Source organism: Novosphingobium sp. SG751A (assembly GCF_013149295.1).
Classification (GTDB): domain Bacteria; phylum Pseudomonadota; class Alphaproteobacteria; order Sphingomonadales; family Sphingomonadaceae; genus Novosphingobium.
In genome coordinates this window covers 116,088-141,800 of sequence record NZ_JABGCB010000013.1, presented here as the reverse complement: position 1 = coordinate 141,800, position 25,713 = coordinate 116,088, and the positions used below count along the sequence as shown (strand labels likewise).

General features: G+C 62.8%; 23 protein-coding genes. 10 read left to right on the top strand and 13 right to left on the bottom strand.

What is annotated here, in order from left to right:
- Window positions 1–3: 3 nt before the first annotated feature.
- A complete protein-coding gene (locus FHW96_RS18080; protein WP_172341970.1) occupies window positions 4–516 on the bottom strand; it encodes an SRPBCC family protein in 513 nt (170 codons plus the stop codon).
- A 161-nt stretch (window positions 517–677) separates the two neighbouring features.
- Between FHW96_RS18080 and chrA the strand changes: the two genes are divergently transcribed.
- Both chrA and FHW96_RS18070 read left to right on the top strand, forming a co-directional pair.
- Window positions 678–1,982, top strand: coding sequence for a chromate efflux transporter (gene chrA, locus FHW96_RS18075; protein ID WP_172341969.1), 1,305 nt, complete (start codon window positions 678–680; stop codon window positions 1,980–1,982).
- A gap of 13 nt (window positions 1,983–1,995) precedes the next feature.
- Window positions 1,996–2,706 carry a superoxide dismutase gene (locus FHW96_RS18070; protein WP_253951047.1) on the top strand — a complete coding sequence of 237 codons (711 nt, stop codon included), beginning with the start codon at window positions 1,996–1,998 and terminating at the stop codon, window positions 2,704–2,706.
- Window positions 2,707–2,759: 53 nt separating this feature from the next.
- Here FHW96_RS18070 and FHW96_RS18065 read toward each other — a convergent pair whose 3' ends face one another.
- Complete coding sequence (locus tag FHW96_RS18065) at window positions 2,760–3,833, bottom strand: hypothetical protein (RefSeq protein WP_253951046.1); 1,074 nt, start codon at window positions 3,831–3,833, stop codon at window positions 2,760–2,762.
- Window positions 3,834–4,029: 196 nt separating this feature from the next.
- Here FHW96_RS18065 and FHW96_RS18060 point away from each other — a divergent pair, with 196 nt between their 5' ends.
- Window positions 4,030–6,975 carry a TonB-dependent receptor domain-containing protein gene (locus tag FHW96_RS18060; protein ID WP_172341967.1) on the top strand — a complete coding sequence of 982 codons (2,946 nt, stop codon included), beginning with the start codon at window positions 4,030–4,032 and terminating at the stop codon, window positions 6,973–6,975.
- A 34-nt stretch (window positions 6,976–7,009) separates the two neighbouring features.
- On the opposite strand, the gene FHW96_RS18055 is transcribed toward FHW96_RS18060, so the two are convergent.
- A complete protein-coding gene (locus FHW96_RS18055) occupies window positions 7,010–7,759 on the bottom strand; it encodes an SDR family oxidoreductase (RefSeq protein WP_172341966.1) in 750 nt (249 codons plus the stop codon).
- A 130-nt stretch (window positions 7,760–7,889) separates the two neighbouring features.
- Between FHW96_RS18055 and FHW96_RS18050 the strand changes: the two genes are divergently transcribed.
- Both FHW96_RS18050 and FHW96_RS18045 read left to right on the top strand, forming a co-directional pair.
- A complete protein-coding gene (locus FHW96_RS18050; protein ID WP_172341965.1) occupies window positions 7,890–8,795 on the top strand; it encodes a LysR family transcriptional regulator in 906 nt (301 codons plus the stop codon).
- An 88-nt stretch (window positions 8,796–8,883) separates the two neighbouring features.
- Window positions 8,884–10,806 (top strand): NPCBM/NEW2 domain-containing protein, encoded by a 1,923-nt coding sequence (locus FHW96_RS18045; RefSeq protein WP_172341964.1) that lies wholly within the window; start codon window positions 8,884–8,886, stop codon window positions 10,804–10,806.
- A 2-nt stretch (window positions 10,807–10,808) separates the two neighbouring features.
- On the opposite strand, the gene FHW96_RS18040 is transcribed toward FHW96_RS18045, so the two are convergent.
- Window positions 10,809–11,165, bottom strand: coding sequence for a PfkB family carbohydrate kinase (locus tag FHW96_RS18040; protein ID WP_172341963.1), 357 nt, complete (start codon window positions 11,163–11,165; stop codon window positions 10,809–10,811).
- A gap of 164 nt (window positions 11,166–11,329) precedes the next feature.
- Here FHW96_RS18040 and FHW96_RS18035 point away from each other — a divergent pair, with 164 nt between their 5' ends.
- On the top strand, window positions 11,330–11,575 hold the full coding sequence (locus FHW96_RS18035) for a hypothetical protein (protein WP_172341962.1): 246 nt from the start codon (window positions 11,330–11,332) through the stop codon (window positions 11,573–11,575).
- 37 nt (window positions 11,576–11,612) lie between these two features.
- Here FHW96_RS18035 and FHW96_RS18030 read toward each other — a convergent pair whose 3' ends face one another.
- From FHW96_RS18030 to FHW96_RS17995, 8 genes are all read right to left on the bottom strand, one after another.
- On the bottom strand, window positions 11,613–11,807 hold the full coding sequence (locus FHW96_RS18030; RefSeq protein WP_172341961.1) for a hypothetical protein: 195 nt from the start codon (window positions 11,805–11,807) through the stop codon (window positions 11,613–11,615).
- A 79-nt stretch (window positions 11,808–11,886) separates the two neighbouring features.
- Window positions 11,887–13,077 (bottom strand): multidrug effflux MFS transporter, encoded by a 1,191-nt coding sequence (locus tag FHW96_RS18025; protein ID WP_172341960.1) that lies wholly within the window; start codon window positions 13,075–13,077, stop codon window positions 11,887–11,889.
- A gap of 72 nt (window positions 13,078–13,149) precedes the next feature.
- Window positions 13,150–14,124 (bottom strand): sugar phosphate isomerase/epimerase, encoded by a 975-nt coding sequence (locus tag FHW96_RS18020; RefSeq protein ID WP_172341959.1) that lies wholly within the window; start codon window positions 14,122–14,124, stop codon window positions 13,150–13,152.
- Window positions 14,125–14,151: 27 nt separating this feature from the next.
- Window positions 14,152–15,003 (bottom strand): D-ribose ABC transporter substrate-binding protein, encoded by an 852-nt coding sequence (locus FHW96_RS18015; RefSeq protein WP_216650950.1) that lies wholly within the window; start codon window positions 15,001–15,003, stop codon window positions 14,152–14,154.
- Window positions 15,004–15,110: 107 nt separating this feature from the next.
- The gene (locus FHW96_RS18010) at window positions 15,111–15,965 is read right to left on the bottom strand and encodes a DeoR/GlpR family DNA-binding transcription regulator (RefSeq protein WP_172341957.1); all 855 of its coding nucleotides are present in this window, start codon (window positions 15,963–15,965) and stop codon (window positions 15,111–15,113) included.
- A 5-nt stretch (window positions 15,966–15,970) separates the two neighbouring features.
- Window positions 15,971–17,011, bottom strand: coding sequence for an ABC transporter permease (locus FHW96_RS18005; protein ID WP_216650949.1), 1,041 nt, complete (start codon window positions 17,009–17,011; stop codon window positions 15,971–15,973).
- The gene (locus tag FHW96_RS18000; RefSeq protein ID WP_172341956.1) at window positions 17,008–18,549 is read right to left on the bottom strand and encodes a sugar ABC transporter ATP-binding protein; all 1,542 of its coding nucleotides are present in this window, start codon (window positions 18,547–18,549) and stop codon (window positions 17,008–17,010) included. Before FHW96_RS18000 ends, FHW96_RS18005 begins: the two co-directional genes overlap by 4 nt.
- A complete protein-coding gene (locus tag FHW96_RS17995; RefSeq protein WP_172341955.1) occupies window positions 18,510–19,109 on the bottom strand; it encodes a DUF2291 family protein in 600 nt (199 codons plus the stop codon). Before FHW96_RS17995 ends, FHW96_RS18000 begins: the two co-directional genes overlap by 40 nt.
- Before the next feature lie 177 nt (window positions 19,110–19,286).
- Here FHW96_RS17995 and FHW96_RS17990 point away from each other — a divergent pair, with 177 nt between their 5' ends.
- Genes FHW96_RS17990 through FHW96_RS17980 form a run of 3 tightly spaced genes read left to right on the top strand, consistent with a single transcriptional unit; the run spans window position 19,287 to window position 22,541 of the window.
- On the top strand, window positions 19,287–20,135 hold the full coding sequence (locus FHW96_RS17990; protein WP_172341954.1) for a transketolase: 849 nt from the start codon (window positions 19,287–19,289) through the stop codon (window positions 20,133–20,135).
- Window positions 20,132–21,085 (top strand): transketolase family protein, encoded by a 954-nt coding sequence (locus tag FHW96_RS17985; protein ID WP_172341953.1) that lies wholly within the window; start codon window positions 20,132–20,134, stop codon window positions 21,083–21,085. Before FHW96_RS17990 ends, FHW96_RS17985 begins: the two co-directional genes overlap by 4 nt.
- A 7-nt stretch (window positions 21,086–21,092) precedes the next feature.
- Window positions 21,093–22,541, top strand: a complete 1,449-nt coding sequence (locus FHW96_RS17980) for an FGGY family carbohydrate kinase (protein WP_216650948.1) — start codon at window positions 21,093–21,095, stop codon at window positions 22,539–22,541.
- Window positions 22,542–22,583: 42 nt separating this feature from the next.
- Here the strand turns inward: FHW96_RS17980 and FHW96_RS17975 are convergent, their stop codons facing one another.
- Complete coding sequence (locus FHW96_RS17975; RefSeq protein ID WP_172341952.1) at window positions 22,584–23,780, bottom strand: esterase; 1,197 nt, start codon at window positions 23,778–23,780, stop codon at window positions 22,584–22,586.
- 304 nt (window positions 23,781–24,084) lie between these two features.
- On the opposite strand from FHW96_RS17975, the gene FHW96_RS17970 reads away from it, so the two are divergent.
- A complete protein-coding gene (locus tag FHW96_RS17970) occupies window positions 24,085–25,671 on the top strand; it encodes a DUF1593 domain-containing protein (RefSeq protein WP_216650947.1) in 1,587 nt (528 codons plus the stop codon).
- Window positions 25,672–25,713: the final 42 nt, after the last annotated feature.

Sequence of the window (25,713 nt, the reverse complement as noted above, 5' to 3'; positions counted from 1 at the left end):
CAATCACTTATCGCGACTGGCTTCGCTCAACGCCTTCATAGTCTTGAGCGCCTCGCCAAAACGCTGCACCCGCTTTTCGCGCCGCTCGTTCCGGCCCGCTTCATCTCCAGCGCCCTTGTCCACGTAAAGGATCGAATAGACGATGCGCGAGGTCGATTTCGACAGTGGCACCACCGCCAGATTCCCGTGATAAAAGCTTTGCCCTTCGACCATGCCGTCGGGCATCGCATAAGTATAGGACAGGTCGGTCCGCCCGACGATGACCTCGATCACCCGGCCATTGTTCAGATCGCGCACCGCGCCCACCTCGCCATCCTTGCCCGCGACCAGTCGACAGGGCGCATGGAGCCATTCGCCAATATCACAAAACTTGCCGATCCGCGCCCAGACCTGCGCAGCGGGACGCGCGACTTCCTGTTCGAGATGGATGGTCTGATAGGCGGGCGTTTCCGCCATCGCCGGGGCGCCCCATGCCATCAAACCGGCCGCCATCGCCAAAGCATATGCCTTCATCATCGACCTCTCCTGTTTGTTTTTCTGCGTCAAAGCTGTTGCGATGATCGCGCGGCGCGATTAATGCTGTCCCTATCGGGATAAAGCAACCTCCCGGTCAGGCGTCAGCCCAAGTGTTGCCTTATCCTGCCTGCCTTTGCGGGCGGAAAGGTATTGGACGCAAGATGACGGCCTCTTCTCAACATCCCGATTTCCTCGAATTGCTGCGCGTTTCGGCGCGCATCGGCTGCCTCAGTTTTGGCGGCCCCGCGGGGCAAATCGCGTTGATGCACCGCGAACTGGTCGAGGAACGCGGCTGGATCACCGAGGACCAATATCTCCACGCGCTTAACTTCTGCCACCTGTTGCCGGGACCGGAGGCGCAGCAATTGGCGATCTGGATCGGGTGGAAGCTGCACGGCGTTCGTGGCGGGCTGGCGGCGGGGTTGCTGTTTGTCATTCCTGGCGCGCTGGTTATTCTGGGGCTTTCGATGCTCTATGGCGCGGCGGCGCATCTGGTGTGGTTTGCCGCGCTGTTTCTGGGCATCAAGGCGGCGGTGCTGGCGATTGTGGTGCAGGCGGTGCTGCGTCTGGCCGGCCGTGCGCTGGGGACACCGTTTCGCAAGATTGCGGCGGTTTTGTCCTTCCTTGCTCTGTTTCTGTTCAACGCGCCTTTCCCGCTGGTGGTGATCGGGGCGGGGGTGATCGGCTGGATTACGGCGCGCTGGCGCCCGGCGCTGCTCGGCCTGAAGGGCGAGGCGGGATCGGCCCCCGATACGCCGCGCCCGTGGGGCTACAGTGCGCGCGCCGTGCTGATCGGCGCGCTGGCATGGGCCGCGCCGATGGTGGCGGTTTTCGCTCTGCTGGGGCGCGATCATGTGCTGTGGCGGGTGGGGGTGTTCTTCTCCAAGCTGGCGGTCGTCACCTTTGGCGGGGCCTATGCGGTGCTGGCCTATATGGCGCAGCAGGCGGTTTCGGCGCAGCACTGGCTGACCGCCGCCGAAATGGCCGATGGGCTGGGGCTGGCCGAAACGACGCCGGGGCCGCTGATTATGGTCACGCAATTCGTCGGCTATCTGGCGGCGCTCCGCAGTCCTGCGCCTTTCACGCCGCTGGTGGCCGGGTTGCTGGGGGCGGGGCTGACGACATGGGTGACTTTCGCGCCCTGTTTTCTCTGGGTCTTTGCGCTGGCCCCGTGGATCGAGCGATTGGAGCGCGCCCAATTGCTCAAAGGTGCGCTGGCGCTGGTGACCTCGGCGATTGTCGGCGTGATCGCCAATCTCTCGGCATGGTTCGCGCTGCAAGTGCTGTTTCATGAGCTGCGCCCGGTCTGGCCGGGCTTCAACCTGCCCGTTCTGGCCAGTTTCGACTGGCGCGCGGGGCTGATTGCTGCCTTATCGGCATGGGCGGTGATTGGGCGTAAATGGAATGTGATCTCCGTTCTGGCCGCCGCCGCTGCTGGTGGCTGGCTGCTCTCGCAAATCTCATAAGAGGAGGATGACCATGACTGACATCTCACGCCGTAACGCTCTGGGCAGCCTTGCGCTGGGCATGGCCGCCGCCGCCGCGCCCATCGAGGCCAGCGCGCAGAGCGCCGCCCCGGCTCCCGCTTTTGCCGGGGGTCATGCGCCCAAGCCGCTGGGTTTTGACGCCACCAAATTGACCGGGCTGTCGGAAAAACTGATCCGGTCGCATTGGGAAAACAATTACCAAGGCTCGGTCAAAGCGCTCAATATGGTCGAGGGTCGCCTTGCCGCTGCGATGGCGGACAAGGATCTGCCCCCGGTCATCTATGGCGACCTCAAGCGCGAGGAATTGCACCGTACCGGTTCGGTCATCCTGCATGAACTCTATTTCGAGCAATTGGGCGGCGAGGGCATCGCCAAGGGCGCGATCCGCGAGGCTCTGGCCAAAAGTCACGGCAGTTTCGAGAACTGGGAGGCCGAATTTCGCCGCACCGCCATGGCGCTTGCCGGAGGGTCGGGCTGGTGCATTCTGGCGTGGAACCAATATACGAAGTCGCTGCATAATTACTGGGCATGGGATCATACCAACGGGCCGGTGACCGGCACGCCGCTGTTGGCGCTGGACATGTACGAACATGCCTTTGCGATTGATTACGGCGCGGCGGCGGCCAAATATGTCGATGCCTTCATGCACAACATCGACTGGGGGGTGGTCGACGCTCGCTATCGCAAGGCGGTCGGAAGTTGATGTACCAATTGGTACATTGAAGGGCGCGACAGATGACAGGCCACGGAAGTGGCCTAAGGGAAAACAGGCTTGGGCGCGGGCAGGGATGCGATGGCGATCCGCCCCGCCTGAAACGAGCCCAGCCACAATTCGCGTCCCATGATCGCGGCGGCGGACAGTCCGTTGAAATCCTTGCGCGGGGTGCCATAGGCGATGGTGGCAATCCGTCCCTGCGTCAGATCGACCTCTCCCACGATCCATCCGCGCGGGCACAGCATCGGGTCGGCCACTCCATCGACCACCTTGCGCAGCCCCCCGCAGGCCGGTTCGTCAAAGCGCATCCCGGCCAGCAGGAGGCGGCCGTCGCTCCAGTGGATATTGTCGGGCATGAAATCGGGGGCGACGATGCGGCGAACCGGCCCGCGCGGATCGTTCCGGTCAAAGACTGCAATTGCGTGCTGGCCAAAGGCGATGGTGTAGAAATGGCGCTCGTCGGGGTCGCTTTCTATGCCATTGTTGCCGGGCAGCGCGGTGCCGGGCATCTCATGAAAAGCGGGCTCTCCGGGGCGCCATGACCATACCGCGCCGGTGTCGCGGCCCAGCACGAAATCGGCGATGCTGGTGCCCGGGCGGGTCAGCACAGTGGCCAGAATCTGCCCATCGGCAAAGCTGGTGACGCTGTTGCCGACCTGTCCTGCGGGCATAGGAATGCATCCGCGCCATTGCAGCGTGGGGCGTTGCGCGGCGGCGTTGACCTCAAAGACCTCGATCGATTCCCGCCCGCCATGATTGACCACCATCAGCCGCCAGCGCCCCGGCCCGGAGGCGCGCAGATTAAGCCCGCGATCATTGAGCAGCGCCGGGTCGGGCGCGCCGGGGCAATGGGGATAGGCAGCGGTATTGGGGGCGATCTGGTCGGGCGATCCCTGATACCAGAACTCCATACTGCGCGCGGTTGAATCGATGAGTTTGAGCCCCGCGCCCTTGGCAAAGCCGCTGGCGATCAGCCAGCGCGTGCCGGGCAGGGCGAGAATATCCTCGGGCCTTTCGGCGCCGCAAATATAGGCCAGTTCATCGTCGGGGGCGCATGTTTGGGCCGATTGGGCGCGGGCAGGCGAGGGCGTCAACGAGCAGATCAGAGCTGCCATTGCAATGGCCATGGCGGCAAAAGGGCGTCTTAAACTCGCAGGCATCTGTCCGTTCTCCCACGCGGCGCTCGTGTGTCTTTGCGATCACATCTTTTAAGTAACGAAACGGTTAGTTTCATATTTCGTTGACCTTGGCCAGAGCCTTTTCTATCCGGCCCCTAACGCTTCAAAGAAGTGCAAACGGGAGGGGTGCCAGATGTCATACGCCAAGCAGAGTCTTATTGTGTCCGCCAGCCTGATCGGCCTTTCGGCGGCTTTCAGCGCGCCCGCGATGGCGGCCGATGATGCGGCCAAGGCTCAGGAAATCGTCGTGACCGGATCGCTGATCAAGCGGCCCAACAACACCGCCGTCAGCCCCATCGTCTCGGTGGGCGAGGCCACGATCAAGGAATCGGGCGCCGCCACGCTTCAGGACGCGCTCAATCAGGTGCCCAGCTTTACTGTGGGCGGCAATGCGGCCACCGGCGGTCAGGGCGGGGGCGGCCGCGCCTCGATCAACCTGCATGGGCTTGGCACCAACCGCAATCTTGTGCTGCTTGACGGGCATCGCCTGCCGGTGTCGGACATCAACGGCAACGTCGACGTCAACATCCTGCCCGATGCGATCATCTCCAGCGTCGATGCGATCACCGGGGGCGCCTCGGCGGTCTATGGCTCGGACGCCATGTCGGGCGTGGTCAATTTCAAGACGATCCGCAATTTCGAAGGCATCAAGGCCGACATCATGAACTCGATCAGCCAGCAGGGCGACGCGTTCAAGTTCAACGCCTCGCTGGCGCTTGGCACCAAATTTGCCGATGATCGCGGCCATCTGATCGCCGCCTTCAGCTATGCCAAGCAGGATCCGGTGCTCAGCAACACCCGCTCCTTCTTCCTCGACAAGGTTCCCTCGTCCTATATCGGCACCGGCACTTTTGTGCCCAGCGCCGGCAACGCGCCCAATGCCGCCGTGGTTCAGGGCATCTTTGCCGGCTATGGCGTGACCAGCCTGCCGGCCAATTATCAGCTTGCCAACCTTGGCTTCAACAATGACGGCACGCTGTTTATCCAGAACGGGGCGCAGAATTACAAGGGCGCCAACGGCACCAACGGCTATGCGCTGGTGGGCAACAATGTGCGTATGCCGGTGGGCCAGCAGGGCAATCTGCTCAACGCGCTGGATCGCAAGACCGCCTTTATCAAGGGTGACTTTGAAATCACCCCCAGCCTGACCGCCTATGGCCAGTTCATGTTCGTCGATCTGTCGGTCAACACCAACAGCGGCGGCAGCCTGACCCAGTTCCCGACGCTGACCACCATTCCGGTGTCGAACCCCTTCATCCCCAACGATCTTCGCACGATCCTTGCCTCGCGCGCCAATCCGACGGCCAATTTCAGCTGGAACGCCCGCTATGTGGGCGTGCCGTGGAAGAACTGGGACGAAAACTATCAGGTCCAGCAATATCTGGCCGGTTTGAAGGGCCAGATCGGCGGCGGCTGGAGCTTTGACGTTTACGCGTCCTATGACCAGTCGGTGCATAATCAGATCATGCACAATGCTGTGCTGAAAAGCCGGGTGCAGACGCTGTTGAATGCGGCCGATGGCGGCAATTCGATTTGCGCGGGAGGGTTCAATCCGTTTGGCGACGCCAATGCGCGCTCGCTCTCGGACGCATGCCGCGCCTATATCACCAAGGACACGTTCAGCCAGGAACGCCTGAGCCAGACCCAGATTCAGGGTCAGGTCAATGGCTCGCTGTTCGATCTGGGCGCGGGCCCGGCGCAAATCGCGTTGGTGGCCGATTACCGTAAAAACACCTATTCCTTCACTCCCGACACCGACATGACGGCGCTGAGCGGATGGGCGCCGGGGGCCAATGTCGAAGGCTTTACCGCCACCATCGGTGTGCCCAAGCGCGCGATTTCGGTGAAGGAATTTGCCGCCCAGATCGACGTTCCCCTGCTGGCTGACAAGGCATGGGCGCAGGAACTGGCGGTGGGGGCCGCCGGGCGTATCTCCGATTATTCGGTGACCGGTTCGGTCAAGTCCTATGAATTCGACGCCCGCTGGCGCCCGACGCGCAACCTGTTGGTGCGCGGATCGTATCAGCGCGCGGTGCGCGCGCCCAACATTGGCGAACTCTTCTCGCCGCCCTCGGGTTCGCAGCTGGTCATCGGCACGCCGCCCTCCTCGATCGGTGATCCTTGCGATGTGCGTTCTTCGGCCCGCACCGGGGCCAATGGTGCACAGGTCGCCACGCTCTGCGCCGCGCAGGGCGTGCCTTCGGCGCTGATCTCCAGCTATCAGTTCCCCACCACCGCGACCGGCCAGACCGTGGCGGGCAATTCGGGCGTGACGCCTGAAACCGCCGATACCTTTAACATCGGCATTGTCCTCAACTCGCCGTTCCAGAGCGGGCCGCTCTCGGAATTGTCGCTGTCGGTCGATTATTACAACATCAATATCAAGAATGTGATTTCCTCAGTTCCGGGCCTGACCGTACTGTCGAAATGCTACAATCTGGATGGTTCGAACCCCGGCTATTCGACCGGCAACCCCTATTGCCAGTTGATCTCGCGCGACAGTTCGACCGGGCAATTGCTGACCGTGTCCACGCCCTATCTCAACCTGGGCGCGGTCAAGACCGATGGTGTCGAGGCCCAGATCCATTGGGGTACGCGCGCGCCTGTGCTGGGTTCGGGCGGCAAGGTCTATATTGATACCGCGATTGGCTGGCTCCATGCCTATAAGGTGCAATTGCTGCCGGGAGCCGCTTTCCTCGATTACACCGGCGTCAGCGTCGGCGGGTCGAACCCCGGATCGGTGCCGCCGCGCGCCACGCCGCAATGGCGCGCTTTGACTACCTTTGGCATCAAGAACGATGTGTTCGGCGCGGGCCTGCGCTGGCGCTATCAGAGCGGGATGAAGGATGCGAGCGCCGTGCTGACCCCGACCAACACGCAGGTTGGCGTGGGCGTTTACGAACTGTGGGACCTGTTCGGCTCGGTCAAGGTCAACAAGAACTTTGAACTGCGCGCGGGCGTGAACAATATGTTCAACAAGAGCCTGCCCTTTGTCGCCAGTTCGCAGAACGGCACCGATACGGCGATGTATGATGCCATCGGGCGTTCGTTCTATGTCGGTCTGAAACTGGCGATGTAATGATGTGGGGGTCGGGGCGATCAACGCCCCGGCCTCACAGGTTGCTCATTCCGCCGTCGATGATCAGTTCGCTGCCCACGGTAAAGCGCGATTCGTCCGAGGCGAAGTACACGAAGGCATCGGCAATCTCGCGCGGGGTGCCAAAGCGGCCCACGGGCAATTGGCCAAGGATTGCCTGCTGCATGCCGCCCAATTGCTCCTCGCTCAGGCCCAGTTTGCCATAAAGCGGGGTGGCGACCGGACCGGGGCTGATGACATTGGCGCGGATGCCGCGGCCGATCAATTCGCCCGAAAGCGTGCGCGCCAGCGAGATCAGCGCGGCCTTGGTGGCGGCATAGACGCTGGAATTGGGCATGCCGATGCGGGCGTTGATCGAGCCGTTAAAGACAATCGAGGCCGGATCGCTCAGCAAGGGCAGCAGCGCCTGGATCAGGAAATAGGGGCCTTTGACGTTGACGGCAAAGGAGCGGTCAAAACCGGCCTCGTCAAACCCTTCCACCGGGCGGAAATCGCCCACACCCGCATTGATAACCAGCGCGTCGAGCCCGCTGAATTCGGCCGCGATCACATCGGCAATGGTCTTTTGCGCCGAAACATCGCCCGCATCGGCCAGAATGGTGATCACATCTCCGCCCAGTTCGGCCTTGGCGGCGGCCAGCTTTTCCGCGCTGGTGCCGGTGATGGCAACGCGGGCGCCCTCGGCGAGAAAACGCTGGGCGGTGGCAAGGCCGATGCCGCTGGTGGCGCCGGTGATCAGGGCGGTCTTGTTGAGAAGTCGGGTCATGGTTTGGGTCCTATCCTTGGTTGCCTGCGCCTGATTGCGCTGACAAACCCCATCTATACCTGACGGATGTGTTGATCGATGGCGCAGATATGATCTATTCATTCAGGATAACTGAATAAAAGGCTGCTCCATGGACCGGCTCCGCGCCTTTGAAGTCTTTACCACGGTTGTCGCCCGCAACGGTTTTGCCCGCGCCGCCGATGCGCTCGACACTTCGCCCGCCAATGTCACGCGCTATGTGGCTGATCTTGAGGCGCATCTTGGCGCCCGCCTGCTCAACCGCACCTCGCGGAGGATATCGCTGACCGAGGCGGGGGCGGCGCTTTATGAGCGTCTGCGCAATGTGCTCGACGATGTGGCCGAGGCCGAGGCGGCGGCCGGCGCCGACAGCCGCGCCCCGCACGGGCGTCTGCGGATCAATGCCCCGCTCAGCTTTGGCGTGCTGCATCTGGCTCCCCTCTGGCCGCGCTTCATGACGGCCTATCCTGATGTGGATCTGGACATCAACCTGTCCGACCGCGTGGTCGATCTGGTGGAGGAGGGCTTCGATCTGGCGATCCGCATCTCGCGCGGCGGGTCGCAGACGCATGTGGCGCGCAAGCTGGCCACTTCGCATAATATCGTCTGCGCCGCGCCCGATTATGTCGCGGCCCATGGCGCCCCGGCCTCTCCTGCGGATCTGGAGCAGCACGCCTGCGTGGCCTATACGCAGACGCCTGCGCCCGACGAATGGCAATTCCTTGATGCCTCGGGCCAGCCCTATGCCGCGCGGATAAGGTCGCGCTTTGCCGCCAATAATGGCGATACGGTGCGCGCGATGGCCCTGTCGGGGCTGGCCATCGCGTGGCTACCCACCTTTCTTGCCGGTGATGATCTGCGCGCGGGGCGTCTTGTCCGCCTGATGCCCGATCACGCCCAGCCGCCCATTGACATCCTTGCCGTCTATCCCAGCCGCCGCCACCTTTCGGCCAAGGTGCGGGCAATGGTCGATTTTCTGGCCGACGCATTTCGGGGAATACCTGCGTGGGAGAGGTAAGGCCGTGCAATCGGTTGCCTTGTTCGAATAACTCCGATAAATAGGATAAAAGAGGCGCAAGGCCTCGACAATGGTCCAGGGGGAAAACATGTCCAACCGCACCGCCGCATCGTTTTTTCTGTGCAGCGCCCTGCTGCTCTGCGCCCCTGCTGTCTGGGCAAAACCGGGGCCCCAAGGCCCGCAACCCTCAGGCCGATGGTCCTATGATCCGGTCGGCTCTGCCCCCTTGCCGCCGATGGGCTGGAACAGCTGGAATGCTTTTGGCGTCGATATCACCGAGGCTAAAGTGCTCGGCTCAGCCAACGTGATCCGCGCCACGGGCCTGCAAGAGGCCGGTTACGTTAATATCAACATCGACGATGGCTGGTGGCGCAAAAGGCGCAGCCCGGACGGGCGGATGCAGATCCGCACCAACCTCTTCCCCGGCGCAGCCACCGGTGGACCGCAGGAAACCTCGTTCCGCCCCTTTACCGATCACCTCCACGGCATGGGCTTCAAGGCGGGCATCTATACCGACATTGGCCGCAACGCCTGTTCGCAGGCATGGTCGCCGGGCAATCCCAACCTGCCCGAAGGCACGCAGGCCGAGCGCGAAGTGGGCCTGCACGACCACGTTGCGCAGGATCTGGCGCTCTATTTCGGGGAATGGAATTTCGACACGATCAAGATCGATTCCTGCGGCCTTGCCCATTATCCCGCCGACAAGCCGACCGTGCGCAACGGCACCTATCGCGCCTTCGGCCCGATCATGGCCGACGCCGTGCCCAACCGCACCGACATTCCGGCGGTCAAGACGCTCTATGGCGAGGCGCGCGACGCCTTGCGCCGGATCAGGCCCAAGGGCGATTATATTCTCTCACTGTGCAATTGGGGCGCGGCCAATGTGCGCAGCTGGGGGGCGGATTATGGCACCACATGGCGGACCAGCAACGATATTGACGCCACTTGGGGCCGGATGCTGCATAATTTCGACAGCGTGGCCACGCGCGAGCTTTATGCCGGGCCGGGCCATTGGAACGATCCCGACATGCTCGAAGTGGGCAATGGCGAATTTGACGCCGCGCATCTGACCGAGGCGCGGGCGCATATGAGCCTGTGGGCGATTGCCTCGGCGCCGCTCATCATCGGCACGGATCTGACCCGCGCGCCGCAGGGGATCATCGACATTCTGGGCAACCGCGAGGTGATCGCCGTCAATCAGGACCGCGCAGGCCATCAGGGCGTGCTGGCCTATGGCGACAGCGAGCGCGAGATCATGGTCAAGACGCTGAGTGAAACGGGGGCCAAGGCGGTGGTCCTGTTCAACCGCACCGCCGCGCCGACCGACATCACCCTGACCGCGCAGCACCTGAAAATGCGTGGTGATGCGCCAATTGCGCTGCGCGATCTGTGGGCCGGGGCGGACCGCGATCCCCTGCTGGGCCAGCGCGTGTTTCACCTTGGGCCTCATGAGGCGATCATGCTCAAGGCCGTGGGGCCGTCCGGTCTGGCCAAGGGGCGCTATATTTCGGAAATGCCGGGCCGCGTGCATGTCGCCGCCGACGGCATAGCCGTGCTGGAGCCCGATCCGATCATCCACCGCCCCGCCGATCCCTATCATCCGGGCACCACCAGCACCGGCAACCGGCCCGCCTATGCCGGATGGGGTGGGCCCAGGGCCGATGCCACGCCCTATGATCAGACCCTCTCGATTGCCGGCGCGACCTTCCGTTCGGGGCTGGGGACGCTGGCGGGCGCCCGCCTTGAGGTGAAGGCGGACGGCCAGTTTCAGCGCTTTTCGGCGCGAGTGGGCGTTGATGATTCCACTCGTGGCCGCCGCGCAGGCGTGCGCTTCGAAGTCTATGGCGACGGTCGCCTGTTGGCCGCTTCGCCGGTGATGCGCTTTGGCGCTCCTGCGGTGGAATTATCGGCGCCGACCGGGAGTGCGCGGGTGATAGAACTGATCGCCCGCCAGATCGGCCCGGACATCGGCAATGTAGTGGTCACATGGGGCGATGCCCGGGTCGAATAGGCCTATGACCGCCGCACATCGCCCGAATTGCCTGTAAAGCCATCGACTTCTTCGCGGGAGAGGCGGAGCCAGTCGCCGTGGAGGGAGTGTTTGAGGGCATTCATGGCCAGACCAAGCCTCGCCATTTTCTGTGCGCCGCCGCCCTCTAGCCAGCCTGTGAGGACCCCGGCCGCAAAGGCATCGCCGCTGCCCACTTGGTCGATGATGTCGGTGATCTCGATCTCGGCGGTCTGATGCCGATCCTCGCGCAGGTCCACGCGGGCCGAAAGGCGGTGGTGGGTCTGGGTGATCGGATGGCTGGGGCGGGACAGCGCGGACACGTTCCTGCGGACGGGTTGCATCTTTGCCGTTCTGTTCATGCTGACCGCCAGTTTCCTCTATGCCTTCAGTTGGGAAGGCGAACGCCCGGTGCCGCAAAAGATCGCGCCGGGCGGCAATCCGATCCGCACGCTCTATCGCGAATTGTTCGCCACGCTGCGGGTGCGCGCGTTCCGGCTGCATTTGGGCATGTATCTGGGCGACTATGTCCTTCAACGCGGCCTTCATCTTCGTCTTCGCCCTTGGCGGCACGGTCTCACTGGCCTCGATGCTGATGGGCAGCCTCTATTTCAGCCAGTTGATCGCGGTGATTGCTGCCATCCAGTTCACGCTGCGCGGCACGCCCGCGCTGGTCTATCGCTATGACGCGGCGCTGTTTGCGGCCGGGTTGGGGCGCGGTACGCTTAATTATGTGCCTTGGGCGGTCTATAATTACATACCCGATGTCTAGAAATCATGACCGGTCGGCGCCGCATGGGTCTTGGCATTCAATATTCCGGCTTTGCCCCCAAGGCGAGCATCCAGACCTCCCACGCCACGCAGGCGCTGGTGACGACTTTGCCTTCGGCACGCTGGCGATCCTGCTGGCCGGTTTTGTCATCTCGCTGCGGTTTCCTCTGAATCAGCGGACCCATGCCATGCTGATGGTTGAAATCGAGCATCTGCGTGCGGGACTCGATCAACCGACCTCGTCCGCCTCAAAGGCCGTGGTCGAGGATCTGGCCGGCAGCCGACAGCCCACCCGGCTGCGGGCCCGATCTATCAGCGCCGCCCCAGCACGCGCAGCGCTATCGCGGCCAGCACATAGGCGGTAAAGATCACCATCGCCATGGGCCGCGCCGTGCCGTCATGAAACGCCCCGGCCACCGCCGCGCCCAGTGCCCCGCCGCCGAATTGCATAAAGCCCACCAGCGCCGAGATCGACCCGGCCCGCTGCGGATCGCGGGCCAGCGCGCCTGCAATCGCATTGGCCTGGGTAAAGCCGATCATCGCCACCATGAAGAACAGCGGCACAGTGATCCCCAGCAGCCCGCCAAACCCGGTGATCGCATCGGCCAGCAGCACCGCTGAGGCCATCATGCTGCCCAGATTGGCCCAGCGCAGGATCGTATCATAGCCGATCCGCGTCAGCAGACGGCGGTTGATCCAGTTGGTGGTTACCAGCCCCAGCCCATTGGTGGCGATCACCCAGCCATAGGTCTGGGGCGAGAGGTGAAAGCCGGTGACCAGCACATCGGGCGAAATCGCCAGATAGGTCAGCAGGCCCATATGCGAAAAACCGGCGGTCAGCGCATAGGCCATCACCTGCGCCTCGCCCAGCACGGCGCGATAGGCGGCAAACGGGGATTCGCTGCGTGCCTGCGCGGCGGTTTGTTCCGAACGGGTTTCGGGCAGGCCAAAGAACGTGGCCACCGCCACGCTCGCGCCAAACAGCGTCAGCAGCCAGAAAATCGAGCGCCATGATGCGACCAGCAGCACCCAACTGCCGATCAGCGGGGCGATGATGGGCGCGATGCTCATCACCAGCAGGAGAAGGGAAAAGACCTGCGCGCTTTCCTGCGGGGTGAAGCGGTCGCGCACCGAGGCGCGCGACACCACCAGCCCCGCGCAGCCGCCAAAGGCCTGAACAAAGCGCGCGGCGATCAGCACCGGGATCGAAGGCGCCAGCGCCGCGCAGGCCCCCGCGCCGACATAGAGCACCAGCCCGCCCAGCAAGGGCATCCGCCGCCCGATCCGGTCGGACAGCGGCCCATGCACCAATTGCCCGAAACACAGGCCCGCAAAGAAGGAGGCGACCGTCAGCGAGGCCTGCGCCGCATTGCCCCCCAAATCGCGCGCCATCACCGGCAGCGCTGGCAAATACATGTCGATAGAAAGCGGGGCAAAGGCGCTTAAGCCGGCCAGGACCAGCAGCAGGCCAAAGGGAATATGCACAGATTTGGCCGCGGTCATGGCGTTCTTTCGTAAAAGCAATGCAGGCGCGGCCCACGCCGCGCCTGCATCCTTGCCACAGGGCCGAGGGCTTTAGAAGCCGAACAGCGCCTGCCGCGCGATCTTCTGCGCGCCCATTGCGTCCTGCTGGTTCTGCGCGGCCTGAAGCGCGTCCCAGTCGAGGCGATCAAGCGCGCCATCAATATGTTTGAGGAAATCGATGGCCATATCGGCCGCCTCTACGCAATCCTCGCGGAAGGGGAACTGGTCGAGTTGCCACACGCCTTCCCAGTTGTTCTTGCGCAAAGTGTAGAAGAATTCGAACAATTCGATGGGGTGAACGGTGCCCGCCACCATATCGTCGTCCCAGCTTCGCAGATTGTCATTCACATCCATGCCGAAAAGGCGGCCATGGTCGATGGCCAATTGCGCCGAATCCGCCGGGCTTTCCCCGCCAAACAAAGCATGGCCGAAATCGAGCAGCACGCCCACATTGGGCACGCCCATCGCCTCGATCCCCAGCAGCGTGCGCGCCATCGAGCCATAGCTCATATGCACGCGCGGTTCGCGCGGCTTGTATTCGATGACGAATTTGAGATCCGGGTTCTGGCTGGCCAGTTCGCCGATGCCCTCGATGGAATGGCGCCACAATTGCTTGTGATCGACCTGAAACGGATAGTCCCAACCGTCCTGACCCGGCCAGAGCTTGACATAGGAGGCGCCAAAGCGACGTACCAGATCGGCCGCATCATTGCACACTTCATTGGCGCGACGGCGGATCCCTGCGTCGGGATTGGTAAAGGCGCCCTTGGAAAATTCGCGGTTGTAGATTTCGGGCGTGATGCCGATCACCGAGAGGTTGTTGCGCTTGAGCGCGACTTCGACCTCATCGACCGAGACATCCGCGCTCCACGGCGCGTTAATGTCCACCACCGAAAGATCGCGCACCTTTCCTGCCAGATCGATCATCTCGATCAGCGTCTTGGGCGGGCCATAGCCATCGGTGGCATAGCGGTCGACATAGGTGGCAAAGTGCCAGATACCGGCACCGAAGGTCAGCTTGCTCATCAGGATTCCTCGTTTGGATGGAATGTTTTATTTCAGCGCGAAATTGCTGAGCCGCGCGGCATTGGCGCGCGTGATCAGCAGGCAGTCCATGATCAGCTTTTCGGCCTGTCCGGTCTTGCCCTCGCGCAGGAATTTGTCGGCCAGTTCGACCGCATATTGCGCCTGACGCCATGCCGGTTGCAGCACCGTGGCCGCCGCCTTGCCGCCGGTAATCGCATCGCGCACATCGTTGGAGCCGTCAAAGCCCACCACGGCCACATCGCCGCGCCCCGCGCCCTGAAGTGCGGCAATCGCGCCCATGGCCATCGTGTCATTGCCCGCGATCACGCCCTTGATTTCCGGGTGCGCCTGAAGGATGGACTGGACCTTGGTAAAGGCCTCGGACTGGCTCCAGTTGGCGCTTTGCCGCGCGGTCATGCGCAGGTCGGGATATTGGTCCAGCACCTCGTGAAAGCCCTTGGAGCGGATCGCGGCATTGGTGTCCGATTCCTTGCCGACCAGTTCGACATAGGGGCCTTTTTCGCCCATCGTGCGGGCAAAGGCCTGCGCGCCCAGCATCGCGCCCTGATAATTGTTCGACACGATCTGCGCCGTGGCGATGCCGCGCGCGGCGATCTCGCGGTCGATCAAAAAGACCGGGATGCCGACATTGCGCGCCTTCTGCACCGCCGCCACGCTCGATTGCGCGCCCGCATTGTCCAGAATGATGGCAGAGGCATTGCGGGCGATGGCGGTATCGATCAGCTCGCTTTGCTTGAACGCATCATCGCCATGGGAAAATTTCAGCGTCTGATAACCCAGTTCGCGCGCCTTGGCCTCGGCCCCTGCGGCCTCCTGCCCAAAGAAGGGATTGTCGAGCGAGGGGGTGATGATGACCATCAGCCGGGCCCGTTTTGCATCATGCCCACATGCGCCAAGGCCCATAATAGCCCCCAGTGACATCAACGCCATCAGCCCAATCCGTAACCCACCCGCGCGCAACCGTTTCATGCAATGATGACCTCTATTCCCATATGTTCGAAGCGCGCCTTGTCGGCGTCCGAAATGCCGCTGTCGGTGATCAGGGCATGGATCATCGTGACCGGCCCGACCGATGAAAACGAACGCCGCCCGATCTTGGTGGAATCGACCAGCAGATAGACCTTTTCCGCGCTGGCGATCATCGCGCGCTTGATGGGGATGTCGCCCAGCGAGGGGATGCTCATGCCTTCCTCGATCGACACGGCGGCGGCGGCCAGAAACAGGCGGCGCACAAACAGTCCGGCAAAGAATTCCGCCGATCCCTCGCCGCTGACCGAGAGGGTGGGGGCCTTGAATTGCCCGCCGGGCATATGCACGGTGATCGAGGGCTGGGCGCCCAGCATCAACGCGATGTTGAGGCCATTGGTGATGACGGTCAGATCGCGCCGCTCCAGCAGATGGGCGGCCACCTGCGTCGTGGTCGATCCGGAATCGAGCGTGATCGTCTCGCCATCCTCGACCAGAGCGGCCGCCGCCGCGCCGATGCGGCTTTTCGCGTCCATATTCTCGTGATGCTGCAAAGCCATGGATCGGACCTGCTGTTGCACGGATTTGAGGAAAGCGCCGCCATGGACGCGCTCGATATGGCCGTCGGCCTCCAGCCGTTCGAGATCCTGACGGATAGTGACTTCGGATACGCCAAAGGCCTTGGACAATTCGCGCACGCGGGCGCTGCCTTCTTCGCGGATCCATTCCATGATCTCGGCGCGGCGGCCTTCGGCAAAGCGGGCGGTGCCGCCTTCGGACCGGCGCAATGCGCCACGCGGTTCGTCCTGATTGCCCGCCGCCGTCTTCTTCGCCGCGCCCTTTTCGTTCGCCATAATCGTCAACCAAGCCTTTCCTGCAGACGGTCAAGAACCACCGCCGTCACAATGACGCCGCCTTTGATAACCATCTGCCAGAATTCGCTGATCCCCACCATGACCATTCCGTCACCCAGCACGCCGATGACACAGGCCCCGATCAGCGTGCCGACAATCGTGCCGCGCCCGCCTGTCAGCGAGGCCCCGCCCAGCACTACGGCGGCAATGCCGTTGAGTTCAAAGCTTTCGCCCGAGGCCGGATGGGCGGCCACAAGATCGGACGCGATCAGCACGCCCACCAGCGCCGCCATGGCGCCGGAAATCGCATAGACCGCATATTTGACTTGGGTAACCCGCACGCCCGAGAGCAACGCGGCGCGCTCGCTGCCGCCTACGGCATAGACGCGGCGGCCAAAGGTGGTGGAGCCGGCCACAAAGGCAGCCCCCGCCGCAATTACCGCCAGCAGCCACACAGGCGCCGGAATGCCCAGCAACAGCCCCGCGCCGATCCGCGAAAAGCCTTCATTGCCCAGCGCCGGATTGCCGATCAGATTGGGAAAAGTCTCGCCATTCGACATCAGCATGGCTGCGCCCCGCGCCATGTAAAGCGTGCCCAGCGTGGCGATGAAGGGCGCGACCTGAAACCGGTTGATGAGCAGCCCATTGAACAGCCCGATGCCCACGCCCACCAGCAGGACCAGCCCGACCACCGCCGGCACCGAGGGATAGACCACGACCCCCAACGCCGTCAGCGGCAGGCCATTGATGATCAAAGCGCCCGCCACCATTCCGGCCAGTCCCGCGATGGAGCCGACCGAAAGGTCGATGCCCCCCGTCAGGATCACAAAGGACATGCCGATCGCCAGAATGGCCACAATGGCAATATGTTTGAGCATGATCAGCGCATTGGCCACGGTCAGGAAATTGGGCGCCAGCACCGAGAATATCGCCACCACCAGCACCAAGGCCAGCACCGTGCGAAATTTCAGCAGCAGGGCCATCGCATAATCCTTGCCTACTGCCTGACCTGCGCCGCTCATCGTCAATGTCTTACCTTCTGTCATGCTGCTGCTGCCGCATTGGCGGCGCGGATCAGGCGCGCCTCGGTCGCTTGCGCCACCGGAATGTCGAGGATGATGCGCCCCTTGGCGATGACGATGACCCTTTCGGCCACGGCCAGCGCTTCGAGCACGTCGGAGGTGGAAAAGACCACGGCCAGTCCATCGGCGGCCAATTGGCGGATCGTGGCGAAAACCTCGCTGCGCGCGCCAACGTCAATGCCGCGCGTGGGCTCGTCCAGCAGCAGGGCCGCAGGGCCGGGCATCAGCGCCCGCCCGATCAGCGCCTTTTGCTGATTGCCGCCCGAAAGCGCGGTGATCGCCGTGCGGGCCGAGGCGGTTTTTACCCCCAGCCGGGAGATCATCCGCCCCACCGCGCCTTGCTCGCTGGCGTTGCGGATCACGCCCTTTTGCGCAAAGCTGGCCAGATCGCTGACCGCCATATTGCGGCCCACGTCCAGATTGGCGAACAGGCCCTGCGCCTTGCGATCCTCGGAAACGAAAAGCAGGCCGCGCTTGACCCTTTGCGCAATCGAAAGCCGGGTGATGTCCTCGCCCTTCAGTGTGATCGTGCCATCGCTTGCCGCGCGGGCGCCAAAGGCGACCTCCATCAATTCGGTGCGCCCCGACCCCAGCAGCCCGTAAAGCGCGACAATGCCGCCCCCGCGCGCCTCCATCGAAATATCGTGCAGCGCGGCCGAAGTCCGGTCGCGGGGGCGCGAAACGTGCGAAATCGCCAGAACCGTCTCGCCTTCTTCCGGCGCGGGTGTGTCGGCGCGCTCCAGCCGCCCTTCCTCGCCCAGCATTTGTTCGATGATCCAGCCGACCGAGGTATCCGCCGCCTCGGCGCGCGCGACGATACGCCCATCGCGCATCACCGTGATGCTGTCGCCCACGCGCAGCAATTCCTCCAGCCGGTGCGAGATATAGACAATGCCTACGCCCGACCGTTTCAGATCGCCGATGACATCGAAGAGCACCTCGACCTCGGCCTCGCTGAGCGCGGAGGTGGGTTCGTCAAGGATCAGCACCCGGCATTCCTCGGCCAGTGCCTTGGCGATCTCGACGATCTGCTGCTCACCGATGCTCAGCGTCGCCACGCGGCGGTCGGGGTCGATATTTTGCCGCAAACGGGCCAACAAGGCGCGCGCCTTTTCCCTTTCGCGCGGGCGGTCGAGCAGGGCCTTTCGCGAACCGAGCAGAAAGATATTTTCCGCCACGCTGAGATTGGGGCACAGGTTCAATTCCTGATGCACCATGCCGATGCCGCGCGCCGCCGCATCGCGCGCGCCGTTCATCCGCACCGGTTCACCGTCGATATAGACCTCGCCCTCGCTGGGCGTTTCGATGCCCGCCAGAATGCGCATCAGTGTCGATTTGCCCGCGCCATTCTCGCCGATCAGCACGCTGACACGGCCCGCCTCGACGGCAAAATCCACGCCATGCAGCGCGGTGACCCCGCCATAGCGCTTCTTGACGCCGCTGGCCCGCATCAGCTCGGCCATCACGCGTCCGCCGTAATGCGCAGCGGCATCACCTGCCATACGCCATCTTCGGACCGCTGGCCTGCGCCCAGAAATTCCACCTTCATCCCCGGCTTCAGCCGCTCGGCAGCCGGGCGTACCTGCGCCATGGCCCGCGCGTTGAGCGTGCGCGATACGGCGGCATAGGCGAGTTGATCGGGCATGTCGTTAAAGACAAAGAAGGGCTGACTGTCGCGCAGCGCGGTCGAAACGATCACTGGGCCCAGCATCAGCCGCACCTCGCCAACGCCCGCGACATTGACCAGCACGGAGCCTTGACGCGAGGCGCGGTCGATGGCGGCGATGGTGCCTTCGCCCCGAACGGCATGGGGGGCATCGTCGCGCGGGGCCTGCGCCAGCGGAACCGAGGATTTTTCCATGCCCGGCATAACGCGCGCGGCCCACGCTTCCCTCACCACCGCATCGGCATCAAAGGCGCCGCCTTCGCGGCTGTGGATCTGGCGCGCTTCTTCAAGGCTCAGCACTTTGCAGCCCGAAAGCGCCAGGCAGCCGGGCAGGGCAATCAGCGCGACAAGCGCAAGCCGTCTGCTGCGCCAGGGCGCAAACTTGTTGAAGGCCACGAAAAATCCTCTCCTTGCGCTGATCGCAAATGTCTTGCCCCTTGCCTAACCGGATTGCGCTTCGCCTTCAAGAGGGTTGCGGAGAAAAAGAAAGAAAAAGAAAGTAGTCAAAAGTTGTGGGATTGCCCTTTGCCTTCGCTTGCTATAGTCGGACCAGCGACAAGGAGAATTTTGCGAATGCCCGAATCTCGCCCCCGCAATGGCCAAACTCTTGCCGAACGTGCCGCTTTTGTCCGTGAACAGGCCCGCTGGATCCGCAAGCGGGCGCTTCGCATGGTGTTCGATGCCCGTCAGGGCCACCCCGGCGGCGACCTTTCGGCCACCGATGCACTGGCTGCGCTTTATTTCGATGTGATGCGCTATGATCCGGCCGATCCGCGTTGGGCCGGGCGCGACCGTTTTATCCTCTCCAAGGGGCATGCCACCGGCGCGCTTTACAGCACGCTGGCGCTGGCGGGCTTCTTTCCGCAGGAAGAGCTGACCACCTATATGCAGCCCCTCTCGCGGTTGAACGGGCATCCCAACCGCAACAAGATCCCCGGCGTCGAAACCAACACCGGCCCGCTGGGCCACGGCATGCCGGTGGCGGTGGGCATCGCCATTGCGGCCCAGATCGATAAGGCCGATTATCGCACCTTCATCATCACCGGTGACGGCGAATTGCAGGAAGGCAGTAATTGGGAGGCCGCGATGACCGCGGGCCACCGCAAATTGTCGAGCCTGACGCTGATCGTTGACCGCAACCGCCTGCAACAGGGGGCCGGGACCGAGGACACGGTGGGCCTCGATCCGCTGGATGATAAATTCCGCGCCTTTGGCTGGGATGTGGTCGAGGTGGACGGGCACGACATCGAGGCGCTTTTGCCGCTGCTCGACGGATCGATCCGCCATGACAAGCCGCTCTGCATCATCGCCAATACGGTGAAGGGCAAAGGCATTTCATTCATGGAAAATAAGGCAAGCTGGCACCATGGCGTGCCCAATGCCGAACAATACGAACAGGCGATGAAGGAATTGGACGCATGAGCAGCCCCGTAACCCAGAAATCCGGGCTGTTCGATTGCCGCGATGCCTATGTCAAAACGCTTGAGGCGCTGGGCGCGGCGGACGAGCGCATCGTCGCCGTGGTCAATGACAGCGTGGGATCGAGCAAGCTGGGCGGCTTCCGCGATAGATTCCCCGAACGCCTGATCAATGTCGGCATTGCCGAACAGAATATGGTCGGCGTGGGCGCGGGTCTTGCCAATGGCGGCAAGGTGGCCTTTGTCAGCGGAGCCTCGTGCTTCCTGACCGGGCGTTCGCTCGAACAGGTGAAGGCGGACGTCGCCTATTCGCAAGCCAATGTGAAACTTTGCGGTATTTCGAGCGGCGTGGCTTACGGCGAGCTGGGCCCCACGCATCATTCGATCGAGGACGTGGCATGGCTGCGCACGATGGGCGACATCACCGTCCTCGTTCCCGCCGACCCTTGGGAAACCGAGCAATGCATTCGCGCCGCCGCCGCAATGGATGGCCCGTTGTTTATCCGCATCAGCCGCATGGGTGTGCCCGCTCTGCCGCGCCCGGCGGACGCCAGCTTCACCATCGGCAAGGCCGAGGTCTTGCGCGAGGGCGGCGATGGCGCCATTCTGGCCAATGGCACGATGGTGTGCCGCGCGCTGGAGGCGGCCGAAGCCTTGGCTGCCCAAGGCATTTCCGCGCGGGTGGTCAATATGTGTTCGATGTCGCCCATTGACGAGGAAGCCATTCTGGCCGCCGCACAGACCGGCGCCATCGTCACCGTCGAGGAGCACAGCGTGCGCGGGGGGCTGGGCAGCGCGGTGGCTGAAATCGTGTCGCAGAATACGCCTTGCCGGATGAAAATTCTGGGCTTTGCCGGGTTCCAGCCTACCGGTTCGGCCGAATTCCTGATGGAGCATTCGGGGCTGACCGCGCCCAATATTGCGGCGGCCCTGCGCGGCCTGCTGGGGCGGTAAGGCAAACGTGACGCGTCAGGCCATCCTCGCCCTCGATTGCGGGACGACCAACACCAAGGCCATGCTGATCTCGCTCGATGGGGAAATCCTGTCGGGTGGATCGGTGGTCAACCCCGTTTCCCACCCGCAACCGGGCTGGGCCGAGCAATCGGGCGAGGGCATCCTTGCCAGCGCCGATGCGGCCATTCGTCAGGCCATCGCGGGCGCGCCCGATGCCGACATCCGCGCCATCGGCATTTCGAACCAGCGCGAATCCGCTCTGATCTGGGATGTGCAGACGGGCGCGCCGCTTGGCCCCTGTATCCTGTGGCAATGCCGCCGCACGGCGCCTTTCTGTGCCGCCCTGCGCGAGGCGGGCGAGGGTGAAACGGTGGAACGGTTGAGCGGCCTTGGCCTCGACCCGCTGTTTTCGAGCAGCAAATTGCGCTGGCTGATCGACCATGCCAATGGCGGCACAGATCTGCGCGGTGGGACGGTCGATAGCTGGCTCTTGTGGCATATGACCGGCGGGGTGGTTCATGCCACCGACGCCAGCAACGCCTCGCGCACGCAATTGCTCAATCTGGATGGCGGCGATTGGGACGAGGAATTGCTGGGCCTGTTTGGCGTGCCCCGCGCGATCCTGCCCCGCGTGATGGCGTCCGATGCGCTGTTTGGCCATACGGCGGGCGGGTTTGGCGGCTTGCCCGATGGCATTGCGATCCATGCGATGATGGGCGATTCCCATGCTGCGCTGTTCGGCCATGCGATCACCGCGCGCGGGCGGGTCAAGGTGACGTTGGGCACCGGTTCCTCGCTGATGTGTCCGACCGGGGCGCGGGCGCGTTCGGCCCATGGTCTGTCCAGCACGATTGCATGGCGGCGCGGCGACCGGACGGTCTATGCGTTGGAAGGCAATATTACGGTTTCGGGCCATTCTGCCGCTTTTGGCGCGCAATTGCTGGGCCTTGGCGGGGCGCAGGAACTGGCTGATCTGGCCGCGACGGTTCAGAATAGCGACGGGGTCTATGTTGTCCCTGCGCTGGCCGGATTGGGCGCGCCGCATTGGCAGGAAGAAGCGCGCGGGATCATCTGCGGCCTGTCGCTCGGCTCGCGTCCGGCCCATGTCGCCTATGCCGTGCTGGAGGGCATCGCGCATCAGATCTGCGATCTGGTGTCCGCCATCGAGGCCGATCTGGGCGAGGATTTGCAGGCGATTTGCGTCGATGGCACGGCCGCGCGCAACGATCATCTGTTGCAGATGCTGGCCGATCTTTCCGGGCGGTCGGTCGAGCGGCCTTCGCAGACGGATCTGAGCGCGCTGGGCGCGGCGATGATGGCGGCGGCGGGGGCAGGCCTGCCCGTGTCCGACACGCTGATCGCCAAGGAGCATCATTTTGCCCCCGCCATGGCCGGGGATGCTCGAATTTCCTCTCGCGAAGGCTGGCGCAAGGCGGTGGCGCGGGCCTGTCTCTAACGATTGCGGCGGCCCTTTGCGATAAAGGGCCGCCGCGATTGCTTATCGAAACAGCAACGGCGCAAAGGCGTTGAGATATTCGCGCCAGTTGCGCCAGTCATGCCCGCCTGCGCTTTCCACCGTGGTCAGTTTGACGCCTTTCGTTTTGAAATAATCGGTGATCTCCATCGCGCCCGGCCGCGCGAAATCGGTATAGCCCCAACCCCACCAGAACAGCTTCAACTCCTTGTTCAGCCGAGAAATCGTGTCCTGCTTATGGTCATAGAACCACTGGCGGTCGGCCTGACGGAACCAGCCGGAGCTGAAAATCCCGATATAGCGGAAGGTGCCAAGGTTCGACATACTGGTGTTGAGCGTCTGGATCCCGCCCATCGACAGGCCCGCCATGGCGCGATGTTCGGGATCGGCGATGGTGCGATAGTTCTGTTCGATAAAGGGAATGATGTCGGTGGTCATTTCCCTGACAAAGGGTTCCTTGTCCGGGTCCGAGGTCATCACCTGCCCGGCATTGGGTGTATAGCCTGCGGGCATGACCACGATCATCGGCTTGATCTTGCCCTCGGCCAGCAGGTTGTCGAGGATGTTATTGGCCTGCCCAGCCGTGGTCCACGAAGTTTCAGAATCGCCGCCGCCATGCATCAGATAGAGCACCGGATAGGCGCTCGCGCTCTTTTCATAACCGGGCGGTGTATAGACGATCAGGCGCCGGTCCGCGCGGCCCAGCGTGGTCGATGTGAAATGCCGCTCGCTGACCGAGCCATGGGGCAGGGGCTGACGATATTCGGCGAAATCGCCCGGAACGGTCAGCATACTGTTCTGGCTGGCGCGTTGCGGCGACATGGCGGTGTTGCGCGGGTCGAGCGTGACTGCGCCATCGACGACGAAATAATAGCGATAGGCGCCGGAACGGATCGGTGTGGTCGTGGTGCCGGTCCATACGCCATCCTTGTCTTTGGCCATGGTAATTTGCGGTGTGGGGCCGGCGGTCATGTCGCCGGGCGGGGTGGCGATGGCATTGGCCTGCCGGATCAACTCGCCATCGACAGTCACGGATTTCGCATTGGGCGCGCCGATGCGAAAGGTGACGCGGTGATCGGGCAGTACTTCAGGCGAGATGACGGGGGCCGGCTCGACGCCGCGGTCAACGACGATCGGCGGATTGGGGCGCGACTGGGCGTGGAGCGCGTTGGGCAGGCTGAGTGCGGCTGAAATCAGCAGCGCTTGTCGTAGCGATGTCATGGGGGTCCTCTCCGTCATCGGGCGTCCGATTTTTCCGAATCGCCCTAATTCTTGTTTCAGGAATTTTTTTGAACGAGCTTCAATTTTGCGACCGAACCGAGCGGCGTCAAGGCAAGATATTTTGATTTATTTCAATAGATTTCGATTTCTCAAATTTTTGGGCGAAATGAAAATCGAGGACATGCCTCAATTAACGAGAAAAATTGACTTTTCTGCACGTTGAAGTAGACTTGCTTCCATTCCAAAAATCGAAAAAAACGAAAGAGAGGCGAGAGTGAGCATCGGTAAAGGCAGGGCGGGGGCCATGGCAGGATATGCAGGCATATGGCTGGCGGGCGCGGCGGCGATCGTGACGCCGCAGATGGCGCTGGCGGCGGGCAAAAAGGCCCTTCCACTTTATCTTGAAACGCCTGAGGGGCAAAAGCCGCGCGTGGTCATCACCGCAGACCCGGAGTTGGACGACAACAATTCGCTGATCCGCTATCTGCTCTACAGCACGGATTACCGCACCGAAGGACTGGTCTATGCCAGCAGCCAGTTCCACTGGACCGGCGATGGCAAGGGCACGAAACTGTCAGTGCCGGGGCGCGAATATACGCGCATTCCCAATAATCCCTGCCCCTGCACGTCTTGGCGCTGGTCGCCTGACGAGCGTTTTATCGACGATGCGGTGGCGGCCTATGCCAAGGCCTATCCCAATCTGAAGGTCCACAATAAGGAATATCCGACGCCAGAATTGCTCCAGTCTAAAATCCGCTGGGGCAATGTTCAATTCGATGGCGAGATGGACAAGGATACGCCGGGCTCGGATCTCATCAAGAAATTGCTGCTCGATGATGAAGAAGCGCCAATATACCTGCATGCATGGGGTGGGGGCAGCACGATTGCGCGCGCGCTCAAATCCATCGAGGATCAGTATAAGGGCACCAAACAATGGGCCGCGATCCGCGCCAAGGTGATCCGCAAGGCGATCCTGCATCCCTCGGGCGATCAGGACGACACTTATGTCAAATATATCAAGCCTAATTGGCCCGAAATCCGCTATCGCGAACTGGCCGGCGGGCTGACGCTGGGCTATAATGCGCAGAACTCGGTCAGCCTTGAGGATGCCGCCTATCTATCCGCCGACTGGATGGAGAAGAACATTTCCAGCCGTGGCCCGCTGGGCGAGCGTGAGCGCGTCTGGGGTGATGGCAAGCAGATGGTCAAGGGCGATATTTTTGATTTCTTTGGCTTCTCGGGCAAGACGGCCGATGATCTGCGCAGGGAGGGCTATGTCGTCTGGACTCCTTTGCGTGACAAGGGCGAATTTCTGGGTGAGGGGGATACCGATACTTTCCTCAATCTGGTGAATAATGGTCTGCGCGGCTATCGCGGCAACAGTTTCGGCGGCTGGGGCGGTTATGCGAAGGCCGATCCCACCCATGGCGGCTTCGGCTCGGCCGATTTTGCCGCGATGATGGCCAATATGCAGCGCGGCGAACGCAAGCGGGCGCCGACCCATCCCTTCCTTGCCGCGGCGCAGCGCGATTGGGCCGAGCGCTTCAAATGGTCGGTGACGCCGACCTATGCCGGGGCCAATCACAATCCCAGCGTCAGCGTGGTTGGAGCGCATCAGGTCGTGGCCAAGCCAGGTCAAGTACTCAAATTCTCGACCAAATCCAGCGATCCCGATGGCGACAAAATCACCTTCAAATGGTGGAACTGGAAAGAGGCCGGGACCTATAAGGGCGATCTGGCCGTGACTGGCGAGGCGGACGGGCGCGCCAGCCTGACTATCCCTGCCGATGCCAAGCCGGGCGACACGTTTCAGATCATCGTCGAGGCCAGCGACGTTCGGCCCGAGCCGCTGTCACATTACGACAAGGTTTTGATTTCCATCGCTAAGTAAGTCCGAAAAGAAGATGCCAGGCCGGTCAGGGCCTGGCATCTC